Source organism: Ornithinimicrobium sp. CNJ-824 (genome assembly GCF_001942405.1).
In the GTDB taxonomy this organism is placed as follows: Bacteria; Actinomycetota; Actinomycetes; order Actinomycetales; family Dermatophilaceae; genus Ornithinicoccus; species Ornithinicoccus kibberensis.
The window spans coordinates 183,309-205,843 of sequence record NZ_MKKA01000033.1 but is presented as its reverse complement, the minus strand read 5'-3'; the positions used below and the strand labels follow the sequence as shown (position 1 = coordinate 205,843).

Here is a 22,535-nt window from a genome sequence, read left to right as displayed (position 1 = left end):
TTCGGTGGATTCGAGCACCACGCCATCGTGCCCCAGATGCAGAGGTTGGGGCGTCCGGACGACGACGTCAGGATCGGATGCAGTATCCGCTCCTGCCGCGCTGCGGACAGCTACGCACGTCCGGGTGCTGCCGTGGTGCTTCACGGCCCGTTGGCAGCCTGGTCTCGCGCATAACTTCGCTGCGCGAAACCCACCAGGAGACAGGCCATCCCTGCGCCAGCTGCCATCCAACCCAGCGCCGGGCTCGCGTCAATGAGGAGGATCAGAGGAGCGCCGAGGACGAGGACCACGCCGAGGACGATGAAGATCTTCGCGCGTGAACGGTTCAGGAAGGCGTCTGACGGCATGCCGCAGTATTGCAGCGGCGGAGCTGAGGATCAGGACTTCGGGCCGCGCGGCCGTATGCACTCATCTGCCGCGGGCCGGTTGGTTGCACTGACTCGCGGTGTTCCGCGGGCCACTCCTCTGCCGCCGTCGAGGGGCCCTCCGAGCGGCGCGTGGGTGTAACAGCTCGCACACCCGTCTAGAACTGGAATGCGGCGACCAGCAGTACGAGCCCGGCCGCTCCGTAGCAGACCGACGCTCCTCCTATCAGGGGGCGGGTCTTTGCGTCTGCTGCATCGTTGCGGTTCTTCCTCAGAAACACGAGATTGAGGACTATCCCAACCCCGAGGGCAACCAGCGCGACTGCGACCAGAACTCGTGGGTCCATTGACGCAGCGTGCCACAGGCTGGCCGCGTGGCCCTCGCCAGTCGATCTGCTGTCCGTCACTCTGATGCCGCTGGTCGCTCCGTTCCAGCTCGATCGGAAGACACCGTCTCTGGGTCCCTCAGGGGGGCACGCCATTCGAAGCCCAGCCTGCGTTCCGCGAGGCGGTCGCAGCTTCTATTGCTTGAGGATGAAGAGGTCCTCGACCGTGCGCCCGAAAGTGTGCGCCAGCCGCATGGCCAGCGGGAGGCTTGGGTCGAAGCGCCCGGTCTCGATGGCGTTGATCGTCTGCCGGGAGACGCCGAGCTCCTTGGCTAGCCGCCCTTGGCTCCAGCCGCGGGACTCTCTGAGCGCTCGAAGGCTGTTGATGGTCTCAGGCACCCAAGGCTCGCAGGGCTAGGCGGTAGCGGACCCAGAAGGCTCCGACCGCGAGCGTCACGAAAGCCATCGCCGTCAGGGCCGCGAGCGTGTCCGCAACGATCGCCAGGACGGCAAAGAGAACCGTTCCGAGGATGACGGCATCACCGTAGGCCTGGCTGCGGGCCTGCTGCGCGGCCCGGAACTCCACGCTGTCCGGTGAGCTCTCGCCCAGGGCGTCCCGGCGCCGGCGCATCGTGATGTTCAGCGCCAGGGTCAGCGGCAGGATCACCAGCAACATGCCGAGGGAGCCCAGCGGATCGTGGAGCGGGTTGTCGGCCTCGGCGTTCCCCCAGCCTTGCAGGACCAGACCTCCAAGTGCGAAGGCCCCGGCGATCAGCCAGACGTGCGAAGTCTTCATGTGTCATGCGTACTCGTCACCTCGCAGGCCTGTCAAGTGGACTTGTCAACCATGCCCGCGGGGTCCAGCCCCGCAAACCGTTCGGCCGGCGGCGCGTGGCAAACCAGACATTGCTGCCGCAACGCGCTCTGCCTATCGAACAGGAACCGCCGTAGGGTTCGGGGATGAGCACCTTCACCTGCGCCGAGTGCGGTCGAATGTTCAGGGGGCAGGCGCGTCGAACGGCGACGGGGCGGCAGGTGTGCGCCAAGTGCGAGCAGGGCCTCCTCGGCGCAGCAGCGGGAGTCCTCATGGCGTCGCGGCAGGGCGCGGACCTGTGGCCGGTGCGGTCTCTACCCGGGCTGGCTACGACGAATCCGCTTGCTGCGCCGAAATGGTCAGTAGCTCCCAGCTGGTGAGCACGACGAGCGACCTCGCCGCATCCGGCGCCATGTCTCTAAGCGGTCTGGAGGGGGCGGATCTGGTTGAGGTCGGCCCCGATGACATCTTTCCGGGTCTCCAGGTCGTACCGGGTCTGCAGGTTGAGCCAAAACCGGTCACTGGTTCCGAAGTACCGGGACAACCGAAGGGCAGTGTCCGCGGTGATGCTGCGCTTGCCGTGCACGATCTCGTTGATGCGCCGCGGTGGCACACCGATCGAGACGGCCAGATGGTGCTGGGTGACGCCCAGGGGCTCGATGAACTCTTGGAGCAGTACCTCACCGGGGTGGATCGGAGCGATGGTCTTGGTCATGTCTGGGGCACCTCCTCTAGTGGTAGTCGACGATCTCAACGTCCTGCGGGCCCGCGTCGGTCCAGACGAAGCAGATTCGCCACTGCTGGTTGATCCTGATGCTGTGCTGACCGGACCGGTCGCCTTTGAGTGCCTCAAGTCGGTTGCCCGGGGGCACCCTGAGGTCCTCGAGGGTCTCGGCGGCGTCCAGCATGACCAGTTTGCGCAGGGCGGTCCTTTCGATCCGTGGATCGAGGCCCTTGGCCCGCTGGCGAGACCACAGGCGCTCCGTCGCAGTGTCCCGGAACGACCTGATCACCCGCCCAGCATAACGCCCGGCGTTATGTGCGGCCAGCTGGAGCGCGGACCTTTCGGCTGACCATATGACGAGAGAGCCTGGGGGGTCGTTGACGCGGGCAAATCTGACACAGATCTGACACAGGTTGATCAGGTCACTCGAAAAGTGCTGGTCAGAACAGAGGCGAGGAGATTCCCGCCACCTCCACTCCCGTGTCTTCCGTCGTGCGGCTGTCGCACGTCAACCCCCAGAATTCCGCATCAGGACGCGGATCTGGGGGTTTCGTGCGTAGGTCGCTCCGTCGGCTGGTGCCGTCGTGCCAGGGCGCAGGTGCTGGTCGCACCGTCGTCGGGGACACTGGGGGGGACACCGCCCGTAACGTCGTGAAGGAGCAGGTCGTGACCCAGGGAACCGTCCGCTGGTTCGATGCCGACCGGGGGTTCGGCTTCATCGCCCTCGACCAGGAGGGAGAGGACCTGTACGTGCATGCGTCCGAGATCGTCAGCGACGACACGATGAAGCTGCTCCGGGAGGGGCAGGTGGTCGAGTTCGAGATCGGCGAGGGGGATCGTGGGCCGCAGGCACGCCGGGTCCGGGTCACGGCCGACCAGGCCGCCGACGTATCGGTGGGCCAGCTCGGCACCGTCTCCTGGTACGAGCCTGCCAAGGGGTACGGCTTCATCACGCCCGACGGGGATGGTGCCGAGATCTTCGTGCACAGCTCGGCCATCGTGGTCGGCGGCGTCGTCCGGGAAGGGCAACGGGTGGCGTTCCTCGTCGTCGAGGGGGAGAAGGGGCCGCAGGCCGACCATCTGCTTCCCCTCGACGACCACGCGGCCCAGCCGGCCGTGGCCTCCGACGGGGCGGACGGGACGGTGTCCTGGTACGACGTGGGCAAGGGTTTCGGGTTCATCAGCCCCGACACGGGCGGCTCCGACGTCTTCGTCCACGTGCGGGAGCTGGCCGACGGGCTTTCCGAACTGGGCGAGGGGGACCGGGTGAGGTACGACGTCGTCGAGAGCGAGCGGGGCCCGCAGGCACGCGACGTACGCCTCGCGCGCAGCTCACCACCGCGGGGCGCACCCGCGAGGTCGACGGCCCGCGCCCGCCCGGGGCGACGGGAGGCTTCTGCGGTCCCCGCCCGCGGCGGCGAGGGAGTGGTCGCTCGCTACGACGCGGAGCGGGGGTTCGGCTTCATCGCCCCCGACACCGGCGGCGCGGACCTGTTCGTGCACGTGTCGGTCCTGCGAGGCGGCGAGGTGCTCCACCCGGGCGACCGGGTCCGGTACCAGGTGCGGCAGAGCGATCGAGGACCCCAGGCCGACCGCGTCGAGAGGGTGTGAGCGGGAGGGCGGTCCGACAGCACGAAGGACGCCGACCATGAGAAGGACCTCCGCACCCTGTCGGATGCGGAGGTCCCTCTGCGTCGAGGTGCCGGTCGGCTCAGGCCTTCTGCTGCTCGGCCATCTTGGCGCGGACGTCGTCCATGTCCAGCTTCTTGACCTGGTCGATGACCGACTCGAGGTCGCGGGCCGGCAGGGCGCCGGGCTGGCGGAAGACGAGCATGCCGTCACGGAACGCCATGAGGGTGGGGATCGAGCTGATGCCGGCGCCCGCGGCCAGCGCCTGCTGGTCCTCGGTGTCGACCTTGCCGAAGACGACATCGGGATGCTGCTCGGCGGCCTTGTCGTAGACCGGGCCGAACATCTTGCACGGGCCGCACCACTCGGCCCACCAGTCGACCAGCACGATGTCGTTGCCGGTGACGGTCTGCTCGAAGGTCTCTGCGGTCAGGTTCACGGTGCTCATGGACCCGTCAACGTCATGACGGGGCGGATCTCTTCCGTGGCACCGATCACCCTGGGTCCTCGGCGTGGGGAGGGACGTCGTCGGCCACGACGGCTCCCCGGCGCCCCGGACGGCGTTCAGTCCCCACCGTGGTGTCGCGGGCGGTCTGTCGTTCCGACTCGGCGTTGACCGCCGCCCCGAGGACGACCAGGAGGACGGTGAGCCAGAGCCAGAGCATGCTGATCGCGACCCCGGCAAGGGAGCCGTAGGTGCGTTCGTAGCTGGAGAAGTTCCGGACGTAGGTGAACAGCGCTGCGGAGGTGAGCAGCCAGGCGACCGTCGCGGAGACGGACCCGACGCTGATCCAGCGCCACCTGGCCCGGCCGCGCCGGTCAGGGCCGAAGCGGTAGAGCACCGCCAGCGTCAGGACCATGAGGAGCGCCAGCCCGACCCAGACCCCCGCGACCACCACGGACCGGACGACGTCGGGGGCGCCGGACAGGTTGCGGAACAGCACGGTGCTGGCGCTGATCACCGCTCCCAGCACCACGGCGCCACCCAGCACGAGGGTCAGGGCGACGACGCTTCGGCGCAGCGGCCCGCGGGTCTCCTCCTCCCGGTAGGCCACGGTCAGCGCCTCCATGAGGAACGTCATGGCCGTCGTCGCCGTCCCGAGGGCGACGGCCACGGCGAGCAGTCCACGGACGGTGAGCACCTGCGTGGACGCGGCCGTGATGGAGACCAGCTGGTCGGCCAGCACGTCGCCGACCGCCGGGGAAAGGAGGGCGACCGCCCCGGAAAGGTGCGCCATCGCCTGGACGGGCGTGTTGACCGCTCCGTAGACCGACAGCGCGGTGAGGAGCACGGGTGCCACCGAGAGCACGGCGAAGAAGGCGACGGCGGCGCTGTGAAGAGAGAAGCGGTCGCCCCCGATCCGGCGGAGCACCCGGCGCAGGACGAGCCCCCAACCGCGCCACGGGATCTGGCGGGGGTCGACGGCACCGGCCCCCTGACCGGCCGACGTCGGCTCGCGGTCCGGCGCTGACGACATGCCCCAGTCTCTCCCGTCGGATCCCGGACCGCACGGCCGCCGGCGACGTGCCCGTCCGCCCTCTGTCCGCCGGCGACCCGGATGCGGGAACGGGCGAGCCGGCAGGGAAGAATGTCCCCCCATGAGCCCTGTGCCCTCCGTGTCCAACTCCATCACCGTCCGGCTCGAGCTCCCGGCCCGGGTCACCGCCGTCTCGGAGATCACCACCGCGGTCTCCGACGTCGGGGGGATGGTCACGGCGGTGGACATCAGCGAGTCGGGCACCGAGCGGCTCCAGGCGGACCTGACCGTGGCCACCCACGGCACGACCCACGCGGCCGAGGTGGTCGAGGCCATCGCCGGCGTTGACGGCGTGGAGATCGGACGGGTCAGCGACCGGACCTTCCTGGCCCACCTCGGGGGCAAGCTCGAGGTGCGGTCCAAGCTGCCGATCCGCAACCGGGACGACCTGTCCCTGGTCTACACCCCGGGCGTGGCCAAGATCTGCCAGGCGATCGCCGAGAACCCTGCCGACGCCCGGAGCCTGACGATCAAGCGCAACACCGTGGCGGTCGTCACCGACGGGTCGGCCGTCCTGGGCCTGGGCGACATCGGCCCGCTGGCCGCGATGCCGGTCATGGAGGGCAAGGCGGCCCTGTTCAAGCGCTTCGCCGACATCGACGCCTTCCCCATCTGCCTGGACGCCCACGACGCCGACGAGATCGTGCGCATCGTCAAGGCGCTCGCCCCCGGGTTCGCCGGCATCAACCTCGAGGACATCTCCGCCCCGCGCTGCTTCCACATCGAGGCACGCCTGCGCGAGGAGCTGGACATCCCGGTCTTCCACGACGACCAGCACGGCACCGCGATCGTCGCGCTGGCCGCCCTGAAGAACGCCCTCCGGGTGGTCGGCAAGGAGCTCGACGACGTCAAGATCGTCATGTCGGGGGCCGGCGCGGCCGGTTCGGCGATCATCCGCCTGCTCCTGCTCGCCGGAGCCACCGACCTGGTCGTGGCCGACGTCGACGGCGTGGTGCACTCCCGCCGTGCCGACGTCATGCGCGGCACCAACGGCAACCTGGCCTGGATCGCCAGCCAGACCAACCGGGCCATGGAGACCGGCACCCTCAAGGACGCCCTCGTCGGGGCGGACGTCTTCATCGGCGTGTCCGCCGGCAACATCCTCACCGGCGAGGACATCGCGCAGATGAACGAGGACGCCGTCGTCTTCGCCATGGCCAACCCGGTGCCCGAGGTCGACCCGGTCGAGGCCGGCCGGCACGCGACGGTCGTGGCGACCGGCCGCAGCGACTTCGCCAACCAGATCAACAACGTGCTGGTCTTCCCGGGTGTCTTTCGCGGCCTCCTCGACGCGCAGAGCGACCACGTCGACGACGAGATGCTGCTCGCCGCGGCCTCGGCCCTCGCCGACGTCGTCACCCCCGAGGAGCTCAACCCCACCTACATCATCCCGAGCGTGTTCAACACGGCCGCGACGACGGCGGTGGCCCGGGCCGTCGAGCAGGCCGCGCGGGACCGCCGGGCGGGGGAGGGCTCCTGAGCGCACCGGGCGGGGGAGCGGCCCAGGACCCGGTCCGGCTGCTGGGCTGGGTCGCCCTGCTCGTCATGCTCGCCGTCCAGGTGGTCGGGCTCTACTCCGCATCGGTCCCCGGGCCGGAGGGCCCCGACGGCAGCGACAAGGTGGGCCATCTGCTCGCCTTCGCCGGGCCGACGGCCCTGGCGTGGCTGCTCGGCGCCCGGTGGCTGGTGCCGGTCCTCGTCCTGCACGCCCTCGTCGCCGAGCCGGTCCAGTCCTGGGTGGCCCCCGGCCGGATGACGGACCCCTGGGACGCCGCCGCCAACCTCGTGGGTGTCGCGGTCGGGGTCGTCGTGGCGCGCGGGCTGGCACGGTCCTGGGCCAAGATGGAGGTATGAGGACGCGCGAGGGGACGGCGTGAGTGAGCCGGGGGCGCGAGGCCCGGGCCGCGCCGACGGGCAGGACCTGACCGGGTCCCTGCTCGTGGCGACCCCGCTGACCGGTGACGTCTTCGAGCGGGCCGTCGTGCTCGTCCTGCACCACGACGCCGACGGCGCCCACGGGCTCATCCTCAACCGCCCGATGGACGCCCGGGTCGAGGCGGTCCTGCCGCAGTGGCAGCCCTTCGTCACCGCACCCGGCGTGCTCTTCCGGGGCGGGCCGGTCGGGCCGGACACCGCCATGGGGCTGGTGAGCGTCCCGGGGCACGACCCGCACGACCCGCCCCTGGGGACCCAGCTGCTCTTCGGCGGGATCGGCCTGGTGGACCTCGACGCCCCCGCGCCTCTCGTGGTGCCCGAGCTGGGGGCGTTCCGCATCTTCGTCGGATACTCCGGCTGGGCCGCCGGACAGGTGGAGTCCGAGCTGCGCCGGGGGGCCTGGTACGTCGTCCCCCGGGAACCGCGCGACCCCTTCCACGAGGACGTCGCCGGCCTGTGGCGGGAGGTGCTCCTGCGGCAGCGCAGCAGCATGGCCTTCGTCACCACGTGGACCGACGTGCCGGAGACCAACTGAGCGGCACCACCGAGACCTCCCGGCGGAGCGGCTCCGGTCATAGACTGGCCGCATGGCGACCGTGACCAGCTCCGACCAGCCGCTCGACACCCCCGAGGCGCCCTCCGGACCGCAGACGCAGACCGCAGTGCTGGAACGGACCGACACCAGCGCCGACCCACGGCTCTCCGAACCCGGCGACCACGAGCGCTTCGCCCACTTCGTGCGCAAGGAGAAGATCCTGGAGAGCGCGATGACCGGCAACCCCGTCATCGCGCTCTGCGGCAAGGTGTGGGTCCCCGGGCGCGACCCGGAGAAGTTCCCGGTCTGCCCGATGTGCAAGGAGATCTACGACGGTCTGCGTGACCCGCAGGACGGCGGGGGCGGCAAGGACTCCGGCGGCGCGGGGGACTGAGGCGCGACACGCCATACCACGGCTGAGGCGGTCCCCGCGGGCGCGCCGGGACGGGTGAGTCTGTCCCCGGGACCACCTATCCTGGGTCGGCCATGTCGACCTCCGCCGCGTCCCACCTGCCCCCCGCCTACCCGGAGCGGGCCGCCTGGGGAACCGCCAACAAGCTGCGCGCCTGGCAGGCCGCTGCCCTGGAGCGCTACCTGGCCGAGCGGCCCCGTGACTTCCTGGCCGTGGCCACGCCGGGCGCCGGGAAGACGACCTTCGCGCTGCGGGTGGCCACCGAGCTGCTGGACCGCGGGGAGATCTCCCGCGTCACCGTCGTCGCCCCGACCGAGCACCTCAAGGTCCAGTGGGCCGAGGCCGCCGCGAAGGTCGGCATCCGGATCGACCCCCGCTTCGCCAACGCCCAGGGCCGGCACGGCGCCGACTACGACGGGGTGGCGGTGACCTACGCCGGCGTGGCCAGCAAGCCCCTCCTGCACCGTTCCCGCACCGAGGCCGCCCGCACCCTGGTCATCCTCGACGAGGTCCACCACGGCGGCGACGCGCTGTCCTGGGGCGAGGCGATCCGCGAGGCCTTCGAGCCGGCCACCCGGCGCCTCGCCCTGACCGGCACCCCCTTCCGCTCCGACACCGCCGCCATCCCGTTCGTGCGCTACGAGATGGACCACGGGGGCGAGCTGCGCTCCAGCGCCGACTACACCTACGGGTATGCCGACGCGCTCCGGGACGGGGTCGTGCGCCCGGTGCTGTTCCTGGCCTACGGGGGCACGATGCGCTGGCGCACCCGGGTGGGCGACGAGCTGGAGGCCCGGCTCGGGGAGCCGATGACCAAGGACGTCAGCAAGCAGGCGTGGCGGACCGCGCTCGACCCGGCCGGCGACTGGGTGCCCTCGGTGCTGGCCGCCGCCGACAAGCGGCTCTCCGAGGTCCGGCGGCACGTCGAGGACGCCGGCGGGCTGGTCATCGCCACGGACCAGAGCTCGGCCCGGGCCTACGCGCGGCAGCTGCACGAGCTCACGGGGGAGCGGCCCACCGTGGTCCTCTCGGACGACAGCGGTGCCTCGGGCCGGATCGAGGAGTTCGCCGAGGGCGCCTCGCGCTGGATGGTCGCGGTGCGGATGGTCTCCGAGGGGGTGGACGTGCCTCGGCTGTGCGTGGGCGTCTACGCGACCTCCACCTCCACGCCGCTGTTCTTCGCCCAGGCCGTGGGCCGGTTCGTCCGTGCCCGACGTCGGGGGGAGACGGCCTCGATCTTCCTGCCCAGCGTGCCGCTGATCCTCCAGCACGCGGGCAGCATGGAGCTCGAGCGCGACCACGTGCTCAACCGTCGGTCGACCGGCGAGGACGAGGAGGTGTGGGCGCCCGAGGACCAGCTGGTGGCCCAGGCCAACGCCGCCGAGGGGGCCAGCGACGAGCTCGAGGGATCCTTCGAGGCGCTGCACTCGGCGGCCGAGTTCGACCACGTCCTCTTCGACGCCGAGCAGTTCGGGCTCGGCGGTCTGCCGGGGTCCGACGACGAGGAGGAGTACCTGGGTCTGCCCGGCCTGCTGGAGCCCGACCAGGTCGCCCACGTGCTGCGCGAGCGGCAGAAGAAGCAGGTCACCCGGGGCGGCGGCCAGGAGCGGGCACGCGCCGTCTCGGCGCACCGGGCGCTGGCCGAGCAGCGCAAGGAGCTCAACAAGCTGGTCTCCGCCTACGCGCAGAAGTCCGGCCGGCCCCACGCCGTCGTGCACGCCGAGCTGCGCCGCACCTGCGGCGGGCCCGAGCTGGCCACCGCCAGCAGCGAGCAGGTGTCGTCGCGGATCGAGACGATCCGCCGGTGGTTCGTCGGGCGCCGCTGAGGGCGCCGGAGACCACCCAGTAGGGTGGCGCTCGCCCTGACCCGAAGGAGACGCCCCGTGCCCGACGAGCAGACCGGTTCGCTGAGCCGCTACCGCGACCTGGTGAGGCTGCTCGTCCGCTACGGCCGCTCCGACCTGGTCACCGCCAGCGGCCTGGGGGACCCCGACAGCGTCGACCCGGCCCTGGACGGCGGGGACGAGGCCACCGCCGAGTCCTTCGCCGCCGACCTCGAGGCCATGGGCCCGACCTGGATCAAGCTCGGCCAGCTGCTCTCCACCCGGCACGACCTCCTCCCACCGGCCTGGACGCAGGCCCTGGCCCGGCTCCAGGACCGGGTGGAGCCCTTCCCCGGCGAGGAGGCGGTGGCGATCGTCGAGGAGGAGCTGGGGGCACGGATCCGCCACCTGTTCGAACGCTTCGACACCGAACCCCTGGCCGTGGCCTCCCTGGGGCAGGTGCACCGGGCCCGCACGCGCAGCGGGCGGGAGGTCGTCGTCAAGGTCCAGCGCCCGGACGTGCGGGAGGTGGTCGCCGGGGACATGGAGGTGCTGTCCCGGCTGGCGCGGGCCGCGGACCTCCACACCGACCTGGGCCGCCGGTTCGGTGCCCAGGACCTGCTCGAGCAGTTCCGCCGGTCCCTGACCGGCGAGCTGGACTACCGTCAGGAGGCCCGCAACCTGCGGACCTTCGGCGAGCTGACCGCCGGCTACGACCACCTGCTCGTGCCGGCCCCGCTGGAGGACTACACCACCTCCCGGGTGCTGACGATGGAGTTCGTCGAGGGCCGCAAGGTCACCGACATCGGCGGCGTGGGCATGCTGGAGGTCGACGGTGCCCCCATCGGCGAGGAGCTGTTCCGGGCCTACCTGCGGATGATCCTCGAGGAGGGCCTGCTGCACGCGGACCCCCACCCGGGCAACATGATCCTCACCGCCGACGGCCGGCTGGCCCTCATCGACCTGGGCATGGTGGCGACCGTGCCCAGGAGGGTCCAGGACCAGGTGGTCAAGCTCCTCATCGCGGTCTCCGACGGCGACGGGGAGGAGGCCGCCCGGGTGCTGGCCGGCATGGGGCACCCGCTCGCCGACTACGACGCCGCCCGGTTCCGGGACGACGTCAGCCACCTCGTGTCCTCGGCCGTCGGTGCGGGGGAGGAGCTGGACACCGGTGGCGTGATGGTCGAGCTGTCCCGGCTCTCCGGGCGCCACGGGCTGCGTCCCCCTCCCGAGATGGCCATGATCGGCAAGGCGCTGCTGAACCTCGACCAGGCCACCCGGCACCTGGACCCCTCCTTCTCCCCCGCGGACGCGGTCCGCCGCAACATCGACCAGATCCTGCGTGGTGGGATGTCGGTCTCGCCCGGCTCGGTGATGGCCGCGGCGATCGAGGCCAAGGAGTTCACCTCCCAGCTGCCGCGGCGGGCCAACCGGATCATGGACGCCCTCGTGGACGGGGAGCTGACGGTGCGCGTCGACGCCTTCGACGAGCAGCGGGTGCTGCGGGTCGCCCAGCACCTGACCACCCGCGTCGTCGTGGGCATGGTGCTCTCGGCCATCATCGTCGGCGCGGCGTTGATGATGGGGGTGGAGGCCGCCTGGACGATCTTCGGCTACCCGGCCGTGGCCATCGTCTTCTTCGTCGTCGCCGCGGTCGCCGGGCTCGTGCTCGTCGGCCACACGGTCGTCACCGACCGGCGGGACGCCCGTCGGGGCCGTCAGGGGACCAGCGGCGAGGTCCGGTAGGGGACCCGGGTCGACAGGCAGATCACCGTCGAGGAGCGCTCCACCATCTCGTGGGCCACGACGAGGTCGATGACGCGCTGCAGGTCCGCGTTGTCCCGGGCGACCACGCGGATCATCAGGTCCCCGGACCCGGTGATCGTGTGCGCCTCCAGCACCTCGGGGATGGCCGCGACGTGCTCGACGACCGGTCCTCCGCCGGTGCCCTGACGGATCTCCAGGGTGCAGAACGCCATCACCGGGTAGCCCAGCGCCGCCGGGTCCAGCTGCGGGGCGAAGCTGCGGATCACCCCGCGGACCACGAGCTTGTCCAGCCGGCTCTGGACGGTGCCCCGGGCCACCCCCAGCCGGCGGGAGGCCCCCAGCACCCCCACGTGGGGGTCCTCCTCGAGGAGGGTCAGCAGGCGGGCGTCCAGCTCGTCGACCGGGTTCGTCATGGTCACAGTGTGCAGGATGCCGAGCGGATCGGCCCTGAAGGTGGACAGATCGTCCGCCCGCATCGTGGTTCCTTGCACGACATACCCCTTCCCGGCACCCTCTGACCATGACCGACACCGACGTCCGTTTGACCGACCAGGAGCGCGAGGCCCACCTCGAGCTCGACCAGCTCAAGCAGCTCGTGGGGCTGGTGCCCTACGACGAGACCACCGACGTCTTCCCGGTGACCGGGTGGGACTCCATCCACTTCGTCGTGGGCAACGCCACCCAGACCGCGCACTTCTACCAGTCCGCCTTCGGGATGGAGCTCATCGGCTACTCCGGGCCGGAGACCGGCAACCGGGACCACAAGGCGTTCGTCCTGAAGTCCGGCTCCATCCGCTTTGTCATCAAGGGCGGGGTCGACCCGGAGAGCCCCCTGCACGAGCACGTGCGCCGGCACGGCGACGGCGTGGTGGACATCTCCCTGGAGGTGCCGGACGTCGACCGCTGCATCGCGCACGCCCGGAGCATCGGGGCCACCGTCCTGCAGGAGCCCGAGGACCTCGAGGACGAGCACGGCACCGTGCGCGTCGCCGCGATCGCCACCTACGGCGAGACGCGGCACACCCTCGTGCAGCGCAAGGGGGAGGGGTACGGGTACACCGGCCCCTACCTGCCCGGGTACGTCGAGCGCAGCTCCACCTACGTCAAGCGGGACGGGGAGCCCAAGCGGCTGTTCCAGGCGCTGGACCACATCGTCGGCAACGTGGAGCTGGGCCGGATGGACGAGTGGGTCGAGTTCTACAACAAGGTCATGGGTTTTGTGAACATGGCCGAGTTCATCGGCGACGACATCGCCACCGACTACTCGGCCCTGATGAGCAAGGTCGTGGCCAACGGCAACCACCGGGTCAAGTTCCCGCTCAACGAGCCGGCCGTGGGCAAGAAGAAGTCTCAGATCGACGAGTACCTGGAGTTCTACCAGGGCCCCGGGGCCCAGCACCTGGCCCTGGCGACGAACGACATCCTCTCCACGGTGGACCACATGCGCGCCAACGGGATCGAGTTCCTGCAGACGCCGGACTCCTACTACGAGGACCCCGAGCTGCGCGGCCGCATCGGCGAGGTGCGGGTGCCGATCGAAGAGCTGCAGTCCCGGGGGATCCTCGTCGACCGGGACGAGGACGGCTACCTGCTGCAGATCTTCACCCGCCCGGTGCAGGACCGGCCCACGGTGTTCTTCGAGCTCATCGAGCGGCACGGGTCGCTCGGTTTCGGCAAGGGCAACTTCAAGGCGCTCTTCGAGGCCATCGAGCGGGAGCAGGCCACGCGCGGGAACCTGTGACCCGACGTGGCACCCTGGGGCCATGAGCCAACAGCCAGGGTGGTACGACGACCCGCAGGACGACCAGAACCTCCGTTACTGGGACGGGGTGCAGTGGAGCCACCACACCAGCCCCAAGCGCATGCCCGGCCTGGACCAGGCCGGTCAGGGCGGCAGCCACCACGAACCTGGGCCGGCCGACCAGCCGGCCCAGGTCTGGGGCGGGCAGGGCCCCTCCGGCGGCCAGGAGCAGGGCCGGTGGGGCGGCCAGGAGCAGGGCCGGTGGGGCGGCCAGCAGCAGGGCCAGTGGTCGGCCCCCATGCCGGGTGCGGACGACCCGTGGGGGCAGCAGCCGCAGCGCCGGGACACCACCCCTGACGGCCAGCCGCTGGCCGGCTGGGGGATGCGGTTGCTGGCCCGGATCGTCGACGGGATCCTGCTGAGCCTGGTGACGGGCTTCGTCATCCTGCCGCTGGTCGACCCGACCCTGCTGGAGGACTACACGACCTGGATCACCACCGCCGACCCGGCCTCGGCGCTGGACGTGCCCGAGGGGCTGGCCTCGGGCCTGATGCGGGTCAGCCTGGTCAGCCTGGTCGTCGGCCTGGCCTACGAGATCCTCATGCTCCGCCTCGTCGGTGCCACCGTCGGCAAGCTCGTCACCGGGCTGCGCGTGCGGATGCGCGAGACGCCGGGGCAGCTGCCCTGGGGCGCGGCGGCGATCCGGGGGCTGGTCTGGCAGGGGCCCTCGGCGATCAACGGGTTCGGCCAGATCTTCATGCTGCTCAACGGGCTGTGGCCGCTGTGGGACGGCAAGCGCCAGGCGCTCCACGACAAGGCGGCCCGGACCAACGTGGTCCGCAACCGCTGACCGCCCTCACGGGGACGGCAGCACCGTCCCGGTGACCTCGGCCAGCCGCAGGACGCTTCCTCCCGGGCCGGGCGCGGTGGCGGTGATGGTCACGGTGTCGCCGTCCTCGAGGAAGGTCCGGGTCGAGCCGTCGTCCAGCGTCAGCGGCCGGGTGCCGTTCCACGTCAGCTCCAGCAGGGAGCCCCGCTCGTGCGGCTCCGCGCCCGAGACGGTGCCCGAGGCGAACACGTCGCCGCTGCGAAGGCTGGCCCCGTTGACCGTCAGGTGGGCCAGCATCTGGGTGGGGGACCAGTACATGGCGCGGTAGGGCGGGCGGGCCACGAGCGTGCCGTTGAGCCGGACCTCCATCGTCAGGTCCAGCCCGAAGAGGTGCTCGGCCCGCCCCCTGAGGTAGGGCAGTGGCTCGGGGTCCTGCCCGGGCAGCGGGACGCGGGCCTTCTCGAGGGCGGCCAGAGGGGTGATCCACGCGCCCATCGACGAGGCGAAGGACTTGCCCAGGAAGGGGCCCAGCGGGACGTACTCCCACGCCTGCACGTCGCGGGCAGACCAGTCGTTGAACAGGGCGACCCCGAACAGGTGGTCGGCGGCCTGGTCGACCGGGACGCTCGTGCCCAGGGCGGTGGCACCGCCGACGACGAACGCCAGCTCCGCCTCGATGTCCAGGCGCACGGAGGGGCCGAAGACCGGGGCCGGGTCGTCCTTGCCCTTGCGCTGCCCCCGCGGGCGCACCACGTCGGTGCCGCTGACGACGACGGTGGAGGAGCGGCCGTGGTAGCCGATGGGCAGGTGCTTCCAGTTCGGGGTGAGCGGCTCCCCGTCCGGCCGGAAGATCCGTCCCACGTTGGTCGCGTGGTGCTCGCCGGCGTAGAAGTCCACGTAGTCCGCCACGGCCACGGCAGGTGGGAAACCAGCTCCTCGAGCGGGTGCACGTGCGGCGCGAGTCGCTCCCGTCCCTCCTTCTCGGCGAGCCGGGCCTGCAGCCAGGACCGGAGCGCGGACCACGCCGCGGGCCCCAGGTCGAGGAAGGGGTTGAGCACCGGCCCGGCCAACGCCTCCGCCCACGGCGTGTCGCGGGTGGCCGAGGCCAGGTCCAGGGCGGAGTCGCCCACCCGGACCGCCAGCCAGGGCTCGTCCCCGTCACGGGCCACCGCGCCGTAGGGCAGGTGGTGCGGACCGTAGGGGTGGTCGGCGGGCAGGTCGAGGGGGGAGGTGCTCATGGGTTCCTTCCAGGGTGATGACGTCAGGGCCGGTCGGTCAGCAGGCCGAGCTCGCGCAGCTCGTCGAGCGGGTCGGTCACGCCGCAGCAGCCGAAGGACCGGAAGCGGCCCCGGAGCCTGGCCACCGCCGGCTCGTCGAGCCCGGCGACCGCGTCGACCAGGCGGTCCGTGTCCTCCTCCGCCAGAGTCCCGACGAGGGCCAGCTCGTCGCGCCGGCGTCGACGGCGGCCAGGGCGGCCAGCACGTTGAGGACCCCGTGCCGGTCGAGCGTGCGACCGTCATCGTCCCGCCGGGCCACGGCGTGGTGGAGCCCGCCGGTGAGCTTGACCGGCAGGTGCCGTGCGTCCGCGCCCAGGAGGAAGGCGGCCAGCTCGGACGGCGAGGGCACCGGCCGCTGCGGCGTCGCCTGGGTGCGCAGCTTGGCCAGGACCACCGTTCCCTGCCCGTCGGACCTGGCGGTCGCCACCTCGTCGAGGGACCGGGGAAGCTGCGTGCGGTCACGGTCGACCTCGACGGCCACCGGCACCCCCAGGGAGAGGGCACGACGCCACGACCCCGCGGGGTCCAGCGCGGTCTCCACGGTCACCACCTGCACGGCTGCGACGTCCCGCAGGAGGTCGGCGGCGTCGAGAAGGTCCTCGACCGCGGTGCCCGGGCGGGAGATCACGGCCACCGCCACCGGTTCCGCGAGCTCGGCACCGGCGGCGGCCTGCCCCAGCTGCGCGGCGTGCCCGGTGCCGACGAGCAGGGGACCCAGCAGGTCTGCATACCCTCCGCGGCGCAGCCGCAGGTGCTCCTCCCAGGCCCGGGGGACGGGGGCGTTCCCGGGCGGGAACACCGCGGCGTCGTCCACGAGAGCGCGGAACAGGTTCCGGGGTGCCGTCCTCGTTGACATGCCCGGGAGGCTACTGCACAGTGACGCACGAGGACACCGCCGTCCCGGCCCGCCGACTCCCTCGCGGGGTCACCGGGGACGGCGTCCACGACCACCGCACGAACGGAGCCGTCGATGGCCTACTACCGCAGCACGGGCGACGTCCCGCCCAAGCGGCACACCCAGCACCGCGACCCCCAGGGTCGCCTCTACTCCGAGGAGCTCATGGGTGAGGAGGGCTTCTCCTCGGACTCCTCGCTGCTCTACCACCGCAACATCCCCTCGGCCGTGGCGGACGCTCGCGTCTGGGAGCTGGGCGACATGTCGACGGTGCCCAACCACCCGCTGCTGCCCCGGCACCTGAAGCTGCACGACCTGTTCGTCCAGGACGGCGGCGACGCCGGGGCCGACGCGGGGCCGGCCCTCGAGCAGGGCGTGGACGTGGTGACCGGCCGCCGGCTGGTCCTGGGCAACGCCGACGTCCGCCTGCTCTACGTCGTGGCGGACACCCCCAGCCCGCTGTACCGCAACGCCATCGGGGACGAGTGCGTCTACGTCGAGCGGGGCGGGGCCCGGGTCGAGACGGTCTTCGGCTCCTTCCAGGTCGCCGAGGGCGACTACCTGATCCTGCCCCGGGCCACCACCCACCGGTGGCTGCCCCTGGTCGAGGGCGACGAGGGTTTCGTCGAGCCCCTGCGGGCCTACGTCATCGAGGCCAACAGCCACATCGGGCCGCCGAAGCGCTACCTGTCCAGGTTCGGCCAGCTGCTGGAGCACGCGCCGTACTGCGAACGTGACCTGCGCGGTCCGCAGGGCCCGCTGCTGGCCGAGGACGTGGGGGCCGACCCGGCTGCGCCGACCGAGGTGCTCGTCAAGCACCGCGGCTCCGGCGAGCACTCCTCGGGAGGCTGGTCGGCACCGTCTACACCTACCCCTACCACCCCTTCGACGTGGTCGGCTGGGACGGCTGCCTCTACCCCTACGCCTTCAACATCGCCGACTTCGAGCCGATCACCGGCCGGGTGCACCAGCCGCCGCCGGTGCACCAGGTCTTCGAGGGGCACAACTTCGTCGTGTGCAACTTCGTGCCGCGCAAGGTGGACTACCACCCGCTGGCGGTGCCGGTGCCCTACTACCACTCCAACGTCGACTCCGACGAGATCATGTTCTACGTCGACGGCGACTACGAGGCCCGCAAGGCAGCGGGATCGGCAAGGGGTCGATCTCGGTGCACCCCGGTGGCCACGCGCACGGGCCGCAGCCGGGGGCCACCGAGGCCTCGCTGGGGGTGGAGTACTTCGACGAGACGGCGGTCATGGTGGACACCTTCCGGCCCCTCGAGCTCGGGGAGGCGGGTCGGGCCGTCGACGACGGCGTCTACGCCGGCTCGTGGAACCGCGCCCTGGGCGGTGGGGCGGAAGGCTCCGGGGAGGTGTTCTCCACGAGCTGACCCGCGGGAGCGCCCACGCGGAGCGGCAGCCGGTTCAGGCGGGCGCCCCCTCGACGACCTCCACCCCGGCCTCCCGCAGCTCGGCCAGGGCCTGCTCGGTCGTCTCCGGCGAGACGCCCGCGCACAGCCCCGTCAGCACGCGGGTCCGGAACCCGGCCCTGGCGGCGTCGAGGGCCGTCGCCCGCACGCAGTGGTCGGTCGCCAGGCCGACGACGTCCACCCCTCGGACCTCGCGCTCGATGAGCCACTCGGTGAGGCCGGTCGTGCGGCCGTGCGCCTCGGTGGTCCCCTCGAAACCGCTGTACGCCGCCTCGTGCTCGCCCTTGCGGAAGACGGCCTGCACGTGCTGCAGCGCAGGGGCCAGGTTCGGGTGGAACTGGGCGCCCTCGCTGCCCGCACGGCAGTGGACCGGCCAGGAGGTGCGGTAGTCGGGGTCGGAGGACCAGTGGTCGCCGGGGTCGACGTGCCAGTCGGCGGTGGCCACGACGACCGAGTAGTCCTGCCCGTGCCGGCCCAGGTGCTCCCCGATGTCGGCCGCGACCTGCGACCCTCCGTCCACGGCGAGGGAACCGCCCTCGCAGAAGTCGTTCTGCACGTCGACGATGATCAGTGCTCGGCTCATGGTGCTCAGCTCCAGTCGTCCAGGTAGATGGTCGGGATGGCAGGGTCTCCGTGGGACAGGCGCAGCGCACGTTGGGGCAGCTCGGCGCGCGCAGCCTCGTGGTGGGCCCGGGCGGTGCGGGCGTCCGTGGGGGCGACCACCTCGCCGCCACGCACGAGGGGGACCAGCAGGGTGCGGTCGTCGCCGTCGTCACCGGGCTGCTCGTCGATGCCGATGATCTCGGCCTGGGCGCTGCCGTCCGGGCCGCGCCGGCGCAGGGCGTACTTGCGGCCGCCCACGGACGCCTTGTCCGTGCTGGCCTTGGCCACCCCCTCCATCCGGCCGTCCGCCCCCTCCCGGCTGACCAGCTTGTAGACCATGCCCGCGGCCGGGTGCCCCGACCCGGTGACGACCCGGGTGCCGACGCCGTAGGCGTCGACGGGCGCGGCCTGCAGGGCCGCGATGGCGTACTCGTCCAGGTCGGAGGTGACCACGATCCTGGTGCCGGTGGCACCGAGGGAGTCGAGCTGCTCACGCACCTCGTGGGCCTGGGAGACGAGGTCGCCGGAGTCCAGCCGGACGCCGCCCAGCCCGGGGCCGGCCAGCTCGACGGCCAGCTCGACCGCGGCGCTGACGTCGTAGGTGTCCACGAGCAGGGTCGTGGACCCTCCCAGGCTGGCCAGCTGGTTGGCGAACGCCTCACGTTCGTCCCCGTGGAGCAGGGTGTAGGAGTGCGCCGCCGTGCCGGCGGTGGGCACCCCGTGCCGTCGCCCCGCCTCCAGGTTGGAGGTGGAGTCGAAGCCGGCCACGTAGGCCGCCCGGGCGGCGGCCACGGCCGCCTGCTCGTGGGTGCGTCTCGACCCCATCTCGATGCAGGGGCGCCCGTGCGCCGAGGCGGTCATCCGCGAGGCGGCCGAGGCCACCGCGGAGTCGTGGTTGAGGACCGACAGGACCAGGGTCTCCAGGAGCACGCCCTCGGCGAAACCTGCCTCGACCACCATCAGAGGTGACCCGGGGAAGTAGATCTCGCCCTCGGCATACCCCCAGACCTCCCCCGAGAACCGGTAGTCGGCCAGCCAGCGCAGCGTCCGCGCGTCGACGACCTGCTGCTCCTCCAGGTAGGCCAGCTCCGCCTCCCCGAACCGGAAGTCGCGCAACGACTCCAGCACCCGCCCCGTCCCGGCGACCACCCCGTACCGCCGCCCGTCCGGCAGTCGGCGGGCGAAGGTCTCGAAGACGCACCGGCGGTCGGCGTGGCCGCTCGCCAGGGCCGCCTGGACCATCGTCAGCTCGTAGTGGTCCGTCAGCAGGGCCGTGCTCGGGTTCACCCCTGCAGCCTAGAGCCCGGCCGCGAGGCCGCCTAGAGTGGTCGGGTGCCCGTCGACGTCCCGTCCCCTCCCGCGCCGCCGGCCGGACCCCGGACCTCGCCCCGCGAGCAGGGCGGGGTGGCCGTCCTGGACCGCCCGGAGGCCGACGCCCCGTGGGTCTGCCTGGTGTGGAACGACCCGGTCAACCTGATGAGCTACGTGACCTGGGTCTTCCAGACGCACTTCCACTACCCCCGGGCGCGGGCGGAGAAGCTCATGATGGACGTGCACTCCCTCGGTCGCGCCGTGGTGTCCACCGGCACCCGGGAGAAGGTGGAGGCCGACACCGAGGCCATGCACGGCTACGGGCTGTGGGCCACCTTCCAGCACGCGGACCAGGGCTAGGAGCAGGTATGGCGACCGCGTTCCGGCGGCGGGGGGAGCGCCTCGTGGGCGGCTTCGACGCCGAGGAGGTCGAGGTGGTCCTCCACGTCCTGCGGCTGACCCGCGACTTCGTCGCCCCGGAGCGGCCCGGCAGCACGGACCCCTTCCTCGACCTGATCGCCGGCCTCGGCGAGGACGCGGACCCGCAGGAGCCGTCCGACCCCGCCCTGGCCCGCCTGCTTCCCCCGGCCTCCAGGGAGGACGAGGAGCAGGCCAGGGAGTTCCGACGGCTCACCGAGCACGGGCTGCGCAGCCGGAAGGCCGCCACGATCGCCAGGGCGGTCGCGGCGCTGCAGGAGGCGGAACCGCCGGAGCTGGCGTTGGACACCGCGCAGGCGCACGCGCTCGCGGTCGCCCTCACCGACGTCCGGCTCATCCTGGGGGAGCGGCTTGGCCTGCGCACCGACGAGGACTCCGAACGGCTCCACGAGCAGCTGGAGGACGCGCTCGCGGGGAAGACCGACCTGGACCCGGTGCTCGCCCAGCAGATGGCCTACTACGACTTCCTCTCCTGGGTGCAGGAGAGCATCACCACGGCGATGCTCGAGGGGTGAGCCCCGGCGGTAGTCTGACCGCACCATGACGACGAACCCCGTTCCCGCTGCGCCGCACGAGTCCGAGCAGGTCGATCACCAGGTGACCGGCCCGGACGTGCGGGTCCGCTTCTGCCCCAGCCCCACCGGCACCCCGCACGTGGGGATGGCCCGGACCGCCCTGTTCAACTGGGCCTTCGCCCGGCACCACGGAGGCACCTTCGTCTTCCGGCTGGAGGACACCGACGCCGCCCGCGACAGCGCCGAGTCGGCCGACCAGCTGCAGGAGGCCATGTCCTGGCTGGGCCTGGACTACGACGAGGGGCCGGGGGTCGGTGGTCCCTACGGGCCGTACCGGCAGAGCGAGCGGCGCGACGTCTACGCCGACGTGGCGGCCCGGCTGCTCGAGGCCGGCCTGGCCTACGAGTCGTTCAGCACGCCCGAGGAGGTCGAGGAGCGGCACCGGGCGGCGGGCCGGGACCCCAAGCTCGGCTACGACAACCACGACCGCGACCTGGACGAGGCGCAGCGTGCCGCCTTCAGGGCCGAGGGGCGGGAGCCGGTCCTGCGGCTGCGGATGCCGGACGAGGACATCACCTTCGTCGACCTGGTCCGCGGCGAGGTCACCTTCCGGGCGGGGTCGGTGCCGGACTTCGTCATCGTCCGCGGCAACGGCCAGCCCCTCTACACCCTGGTCAACCCCGTCGACGACGCGATGATGCGGATCACCCACGTGATCCGCGGCGAGGACCTGCTCTCCTCCACCCCGCGGCAGATCGCCCTCTACCGCGCCCTGGTCCGTCTGGGCGTCGCCGAGCGGGTGCCGACGTTCGCCCACCTGCCCCTGGTCCTGGGGGAGGGGAGCAAGAAGCTGTCCAAGCGCGACCCGCAGTCCGACCTCTTCCGCCACCGGGAGCGTGGGTTCGTCCGCGAGGGAATGATCAACTACCTGGCGCTGCTGGGCTGGGCGATCGGACCCGACCGGGACGTCTTCACCCCGGACGAGCTGGTCGCCGCGTTCGACGTGCACGACGTCAACCCCAACCCTGCCCGGTGGGACCAGAAGAAGGCCGAGGCGATCAACGCCGACCACCTCCGGATGCTGCCGTTGGCGGAGTTCACCAGCCGGCTGCTGCCGGTGCTCCGGGAGGCCGGCGTGCTGGGCCCGCAGTCGGGGATGGGTGAGCTGGCCCGCCTGGAGGCCGTGGCCGAGCTCATCCAGACCCGGGTCCAGGTGCTCTCCGAGGCCGTGCCGCTCGTCGCGCCGTTCTACGTGCGGGGCGAGGAGCTGCCGATCGCCGACGACGCCCGCGCCCAGCTGAAGGAGGACGCGGGGGCGGTGCTGGACGCCGCCGACGCGGCCCTGGAGCAGATCTCCGGCGCCTACCCCAAGCCACTCGGCGGAGGGGTGGAGTGGACCGCAGCCCGGATCGAGCAGGCCCTTCGGGAGGCGCTCGTCGACGGCCTGGGCCTGAAGCCCCGGTTCGCCTTCGGCCCGCTGCGCACCGCGGTGTCCGGGCAGCGGATCAGCCCACCGCTGTTCGAGTCCATGGAGATCCTCGGCAAGGACGAGACCCTCGCCCGGCTGCGCCGGTTGCGCGCTGAGCTGTGACCAGCCAGCGGGACGACCGCGATTTGGGTCCGGCTGAG

The 22,535-nt window shown here is 71.9% G+C and carries 24 protein-coding genes and 2 pseudogenes; 13 read left to right on the top strand and 13 right to left on the bottom strand.

Translation table 11 applies throughout. The features are described from left to right. Window positions 1–140 precede the first annotated feature (140 nt). From BJF81_RS17595 to BJF81_RS11615, 5 genes are all read right to left on the bottom strand, one after another. Window positions 141–347 carry a hypothetical protein gene (locus BJF81_RS17595; protein ID WP_143780811.1) on the bottom strand — a complete coding sequence of 69 codons (207 nt, stop codon included), beginning with the start codon at window positions 345–347 and terminating at the stop codon, window positions 141–143. Window positions 348–886: 539 nt separating this feature from the next. Then, window positions 887–1,090 (bottom strand): helix-turn-helix transcriptional regulator, encoded by a 204-nt coding sequence (locus BJF81_RS11630; RefSeq protein ID WP_237770204.1) that lies wholly within the window; start codon window positions 1,088–1,090, stop codon window positions 887–889. After that, window positions 1,083–1,487 (bottom strand): hypothetical protein, encoded by a 405-nt coding sequence (locus BJF81_RS11625; protein ID WP_075958467.1) that lies wholly within the window; start codon window positions 1,485–1,487, stop codon window positions 1,083–1,085. The genes BJF81_RS11630 and BJF81_RS11625 overlap by 8 nt, the downstream gene beginning before the upstream one ends. 436 nt (window positions 1,488–1,923) lie before the next feature. Further along, window positions 1,924–2,220, bottom strand: coding sequence for a HigA family addiction module antitoxin (locus BJF81_RS11620; protein WP_075958466.1), 297 nt, complete (start codon window positions 2,218–2,220; stop codon window positions 1,924–1,926). A 16-nt stretch (window positions 2,221–2,236) separates the two neighbouring features. Beyond that, window positions 2,237–2,518, bottom strand: coding sequence for a type II toxin-antitoxin system RelE/ParE family toxin (locus BJF81_RS11615; protein WP_075958465.1), 282 nt, complete (start codon window positions 2,516–2,518; stop codon window positions 2,237–2,239). 377 nt (window positions 2,519–2,895) lie between these two features. Here BJF81_RS11615 and BJF81_RS20560 point away from each other — a divergent pair, with 377 nt between their 5' ends. Then, window positions 2,896–3,840, top strand: a complete 945-nt coding sequence (locus tag BJF81_RS20560) for a cold-shock protein (protein ID WP_075958484.1) — start codon at window positions 2,896–2,898, stop codon at window positions 3,838–3,840. A gap of 100 nt (window positions 3,841–3,940) precedes the next feature. Here the strand turns inward: BJF81_RS20560 and trxA are convergent, their stop codons facing one another. Next, window positions 3,941–4,306 carry a thioredoxin gene (gene trxA / locus BJF81_RS11605; protein WP_075958464.1) on the bottom strand — a complete coding sequence of 122 codons (366 nt, stop codon included), beginning with the start codon at window positions 4,304–4,306 and terminating at the stop codon, window positions 3,941–3,943. Window positions 4,307–4,352: 46 nt separating this feature from the next. Beyond that, window positions 4,353–5,336, bottom strand: coding sequence for a YihY/virulence factor BrkB family protein (locus tag BJF81_RS11600; protein WP_075958463.1), 984 nt, complete (start codon window positions 5,334–5,336; stop codon window positions 4,353–4,355). 121 nt (window positions 5,337–5,457) lie between these two features. Here BJF81_RS11600 and BJF81_RS11595 point away from each other — a divergent pair, with 121 nt between their 5' ends. The 6 genes from BJF81_RS11595 to BJF81_RS11570 all read left to right on the top strand — a co-directional run bounded on the left by BJF81_RS11595 (window position 5,458) and on the right by BJF81_RS11570 (window position 11,847). Next, window positions 5,458–6,876, top strand: coding sequence for an NAD-dependent malic enzyme (locus tag BJF81_RS11595; protein WP_075958462.1), 1,419 nt, complete (start codon window positions 5,458–5,460; stop codon window positions 6,874–6,876). Window positions 6,877–6,941: 65 nt separating this feature from the next. Further along, on the top strand, window positions 6,942–7,250 hold the full coding sequence (locus tag BJF81_RS11590) for a hypothetical protein (RefSeq protein ID WP_075958461.1): 309 nt from the start codon (window positions 6,942–6,944) through the stop codon (window positions 7,248–7,250). A gap of 19 nt (window positions 7,251–7,269) precedes the next feature. Beyond that, window positions 7,270–7,866, top strand: coding sequence for a YqgE/AlgH family protein (locus BJF81_RS11585; protein WP_083664175.1), 597 nt, complete (start codon window positions 7,270–7,272; stop codon window positions 7,864–7,866). Between the two features lie 52 nt (window positions 7,867–7,918). Beyond that, entirely contained in the window at window positions 7,919–8,260 is a 342-nt protein-coding gene (locus BJF81_RS11580; RefSeq protein WP_075958460.1) for a DUF3039 domain-containing protein, read from the top strand. Window positions 8,261–8,352: 92 nt separating this feature from the next. Then, window positions 8,353–10,104, top strand: coding sequence for a DEAD/DEAH box helicase (locus BJF81_RS11575; protein WP_075958459.1), 1,752 nt, complete (start codon window positions 8,353–8,355; stop codon window positions 10,102–10,104). A gap of 57 nt (window positions 10,105–10,161) precedes the next feature. Next, window positions 10,162–11,847: an ABC1 kinase family protein gene (locus BJF81_RS11570; RefSeq protein ID WP_075958458.1), complete on the top strand. Its 1,686-nt coding sequence runs from the start codon at window positions 10,162–10,164 to the stop codon at window positions 11,845–11,847. Here the strand turns inward: BJF81_RS11570 and BJF81_RS11565 are convergent. Beyond that, window positions 11,820–12,281: an Lrp/AsnC family transcriptional regulator gene (locus tag BJF81_RS11565; protein WP_075958482.1), complete on the bottom strand. Its 462-nt coding sequence runs from the start codon at window positions 12,279–12,281 to the stop codon at window positions 11,820–11,822. The genes BJF81_RS11570 and BJF81_RS11565 overlap by 28 nt on opposite strands. Before the next feature lie 107 nt (window positions 12,282–12,388). Between BJF81_RS11565 and hppD the strand changes: the two genes are divergently transcribed. Both hppD and BJF81_RS11555 read left to right on the top strand, forming a co-directional pair. Continuing rightward, window positions 12,389–13,609, top strand: coding sequence for a 4-hydroxyphenylpyruvate dioxygenase (hppD, locus tag BJF81_RS11560; RefSeq protein WP_075958457.1), 1,221 nt, complete (start codon window positions 12,389–12,391; stop codon window positions 13,607–13,609). Window positions 13,610–13,631: 22 nt separating this feature from the next. Further along, window positions 13,632–14,459 carry an RDD family protein gene (locus BJF81_RS11555; protein ID WP_075958456.1) on the top strand — a complete coding sequence of 276 codons (828 nt, stop codon included), beginning with the start codon at window positions 13,632–13,634 and terminating at the stop codon, window positions 14,457–14,459. 6 nt (window positions 14,460–14,465) lie between these two features. On the opposite strand, the gene BJF81_RS11550 is transcribed toward BJF81_RS11555, so the two are convergent. The 3 genes and pseudogenes from BJF81_RS11550 to BJF81_RS11545 form a co-directional block, all read right to left on the bottom strand. After that, complete coding sequence (locus BJF81_RS11550) at window positions 14,466–15,353, bottom strand: fumarylacetoacetate hydrolase family protein (protein WP_342447136.1); 888 nt, start codon at window positions 15,351–15,353, stop codon at window positions 14,466–14,468. 59 nt (window positions 15,354–15,412) lie between these two features. Next, window positions 15,413–15,676 (bottom strand): annotated as a pseudogene (locus BJF81_RS21100) (fumarylacetoacetase); the annotation flags it as partial. A 76-nt stretch (window positions 15,677–15,752) separates the two neighbouring features. Further along, window positions 15,753–16,571 (bottom strand): hypothetical protein, encoded by an 819-nt coding sequence (locus tag BJF81_RS11545; RefSeq protein WP_143780810.1) that lies wholly within the window; start codon window positions 16,569–16,571, stop codon window positions 15,753–15,755. 114 nt (window positions 16,572–16,685) lie between these two features. On the opposite strand from BJF81_RS11545, the pseudogene BJF81_RS11540 reads away from it, so the two are divergent. Continuing rightward, a pseudogene (locus tag BJF81_RS11540) lies at window positions 16,686–18,000 on the top strand (homogentisate 1,2-dioxygenase). A 34-nt stretch (window positions 18,001–18,034) separates the two neighbouring features. Here the strand turns inward: BJF81_RS11540 and BJF81_RS11535 are convergent. Together BJF81_RS11535 and BJF81_RS11530 are read right to left on the bottom strand one after the other, a co-directional pair. Then, window positions 18,035–18,622, bottom strand: a complete 588-nt coding sequence (locus BJF81_RS11535; protein ID WP_075958454.1) for a nicotinamidase — start codon at window positions 18,620–18,622, stop codon at window positions 18,035–18,037. Between the two features lie 5 nt (window positions 18,623–18,627). Beyond that, the gene (locus tag BJF81_RS11530) at window positions 18,628–19,929 is read right to left on the bottom strand and encodes a nicotinate phosphoribosyltransferase (RefSeq protein ID WP_075958453.1); all 1,302 of its coding nucleotides are present in this window, start codon (window positions 19,927–19,929) and stop codon (window positions 18,628–18,630) included. Between the two features lie 45 nt (window positions 19,930–19,974). On the opposite strand from BJF81_RS11530, the gene clpS reads away from it, so the two are divergent. The 3 genes from clpS to gltX are packed head-to-tail and all read left to right on the top strand — an operon-like array spanning window position 19,975 to window position 22,497. Further along, the gene (gene clpS, locus BJF81_RS11525; protein WP_083664174.1) at window positions 19,975–20,313 is read left to right on the top strand and encodes an ATP-dependent Clp protease adapter ClpS; all 339 of its coding nucleotides are present in this window, start codon (window positions 19,975–19,977) and stop codon (window positions 20,311–20,313) included. Window positions 20,314–20,321: 8 nt separating this feature from the next. After that, complete coding sequence (locus BJF81_RS11520; protein ID WP_075958452.1) at window positions 20,322–20,906, top strand: DUF2017 family protein; 585 nt, start codon at window positions 20,322–20,324, stop codon at window positions 20,904–20,906. A 25-nt stretch (window positions 20,907–20,931) separates the two neighbouring features. Continuing rightward, on the top strand, window positions 20,932–22,497 hold the full coding sequence (gene gltX, locus BJF81_RS11515) for a glutamate--tRNA ligase (RefSeq protein WP_075958451.1): 1,566 nt from the start codon (window positions 20,932–20,934) through the stop codon (window positions 22,495–22,497). Window positions 22,498–22,535 lie beyond the last annotated feature (38 nt).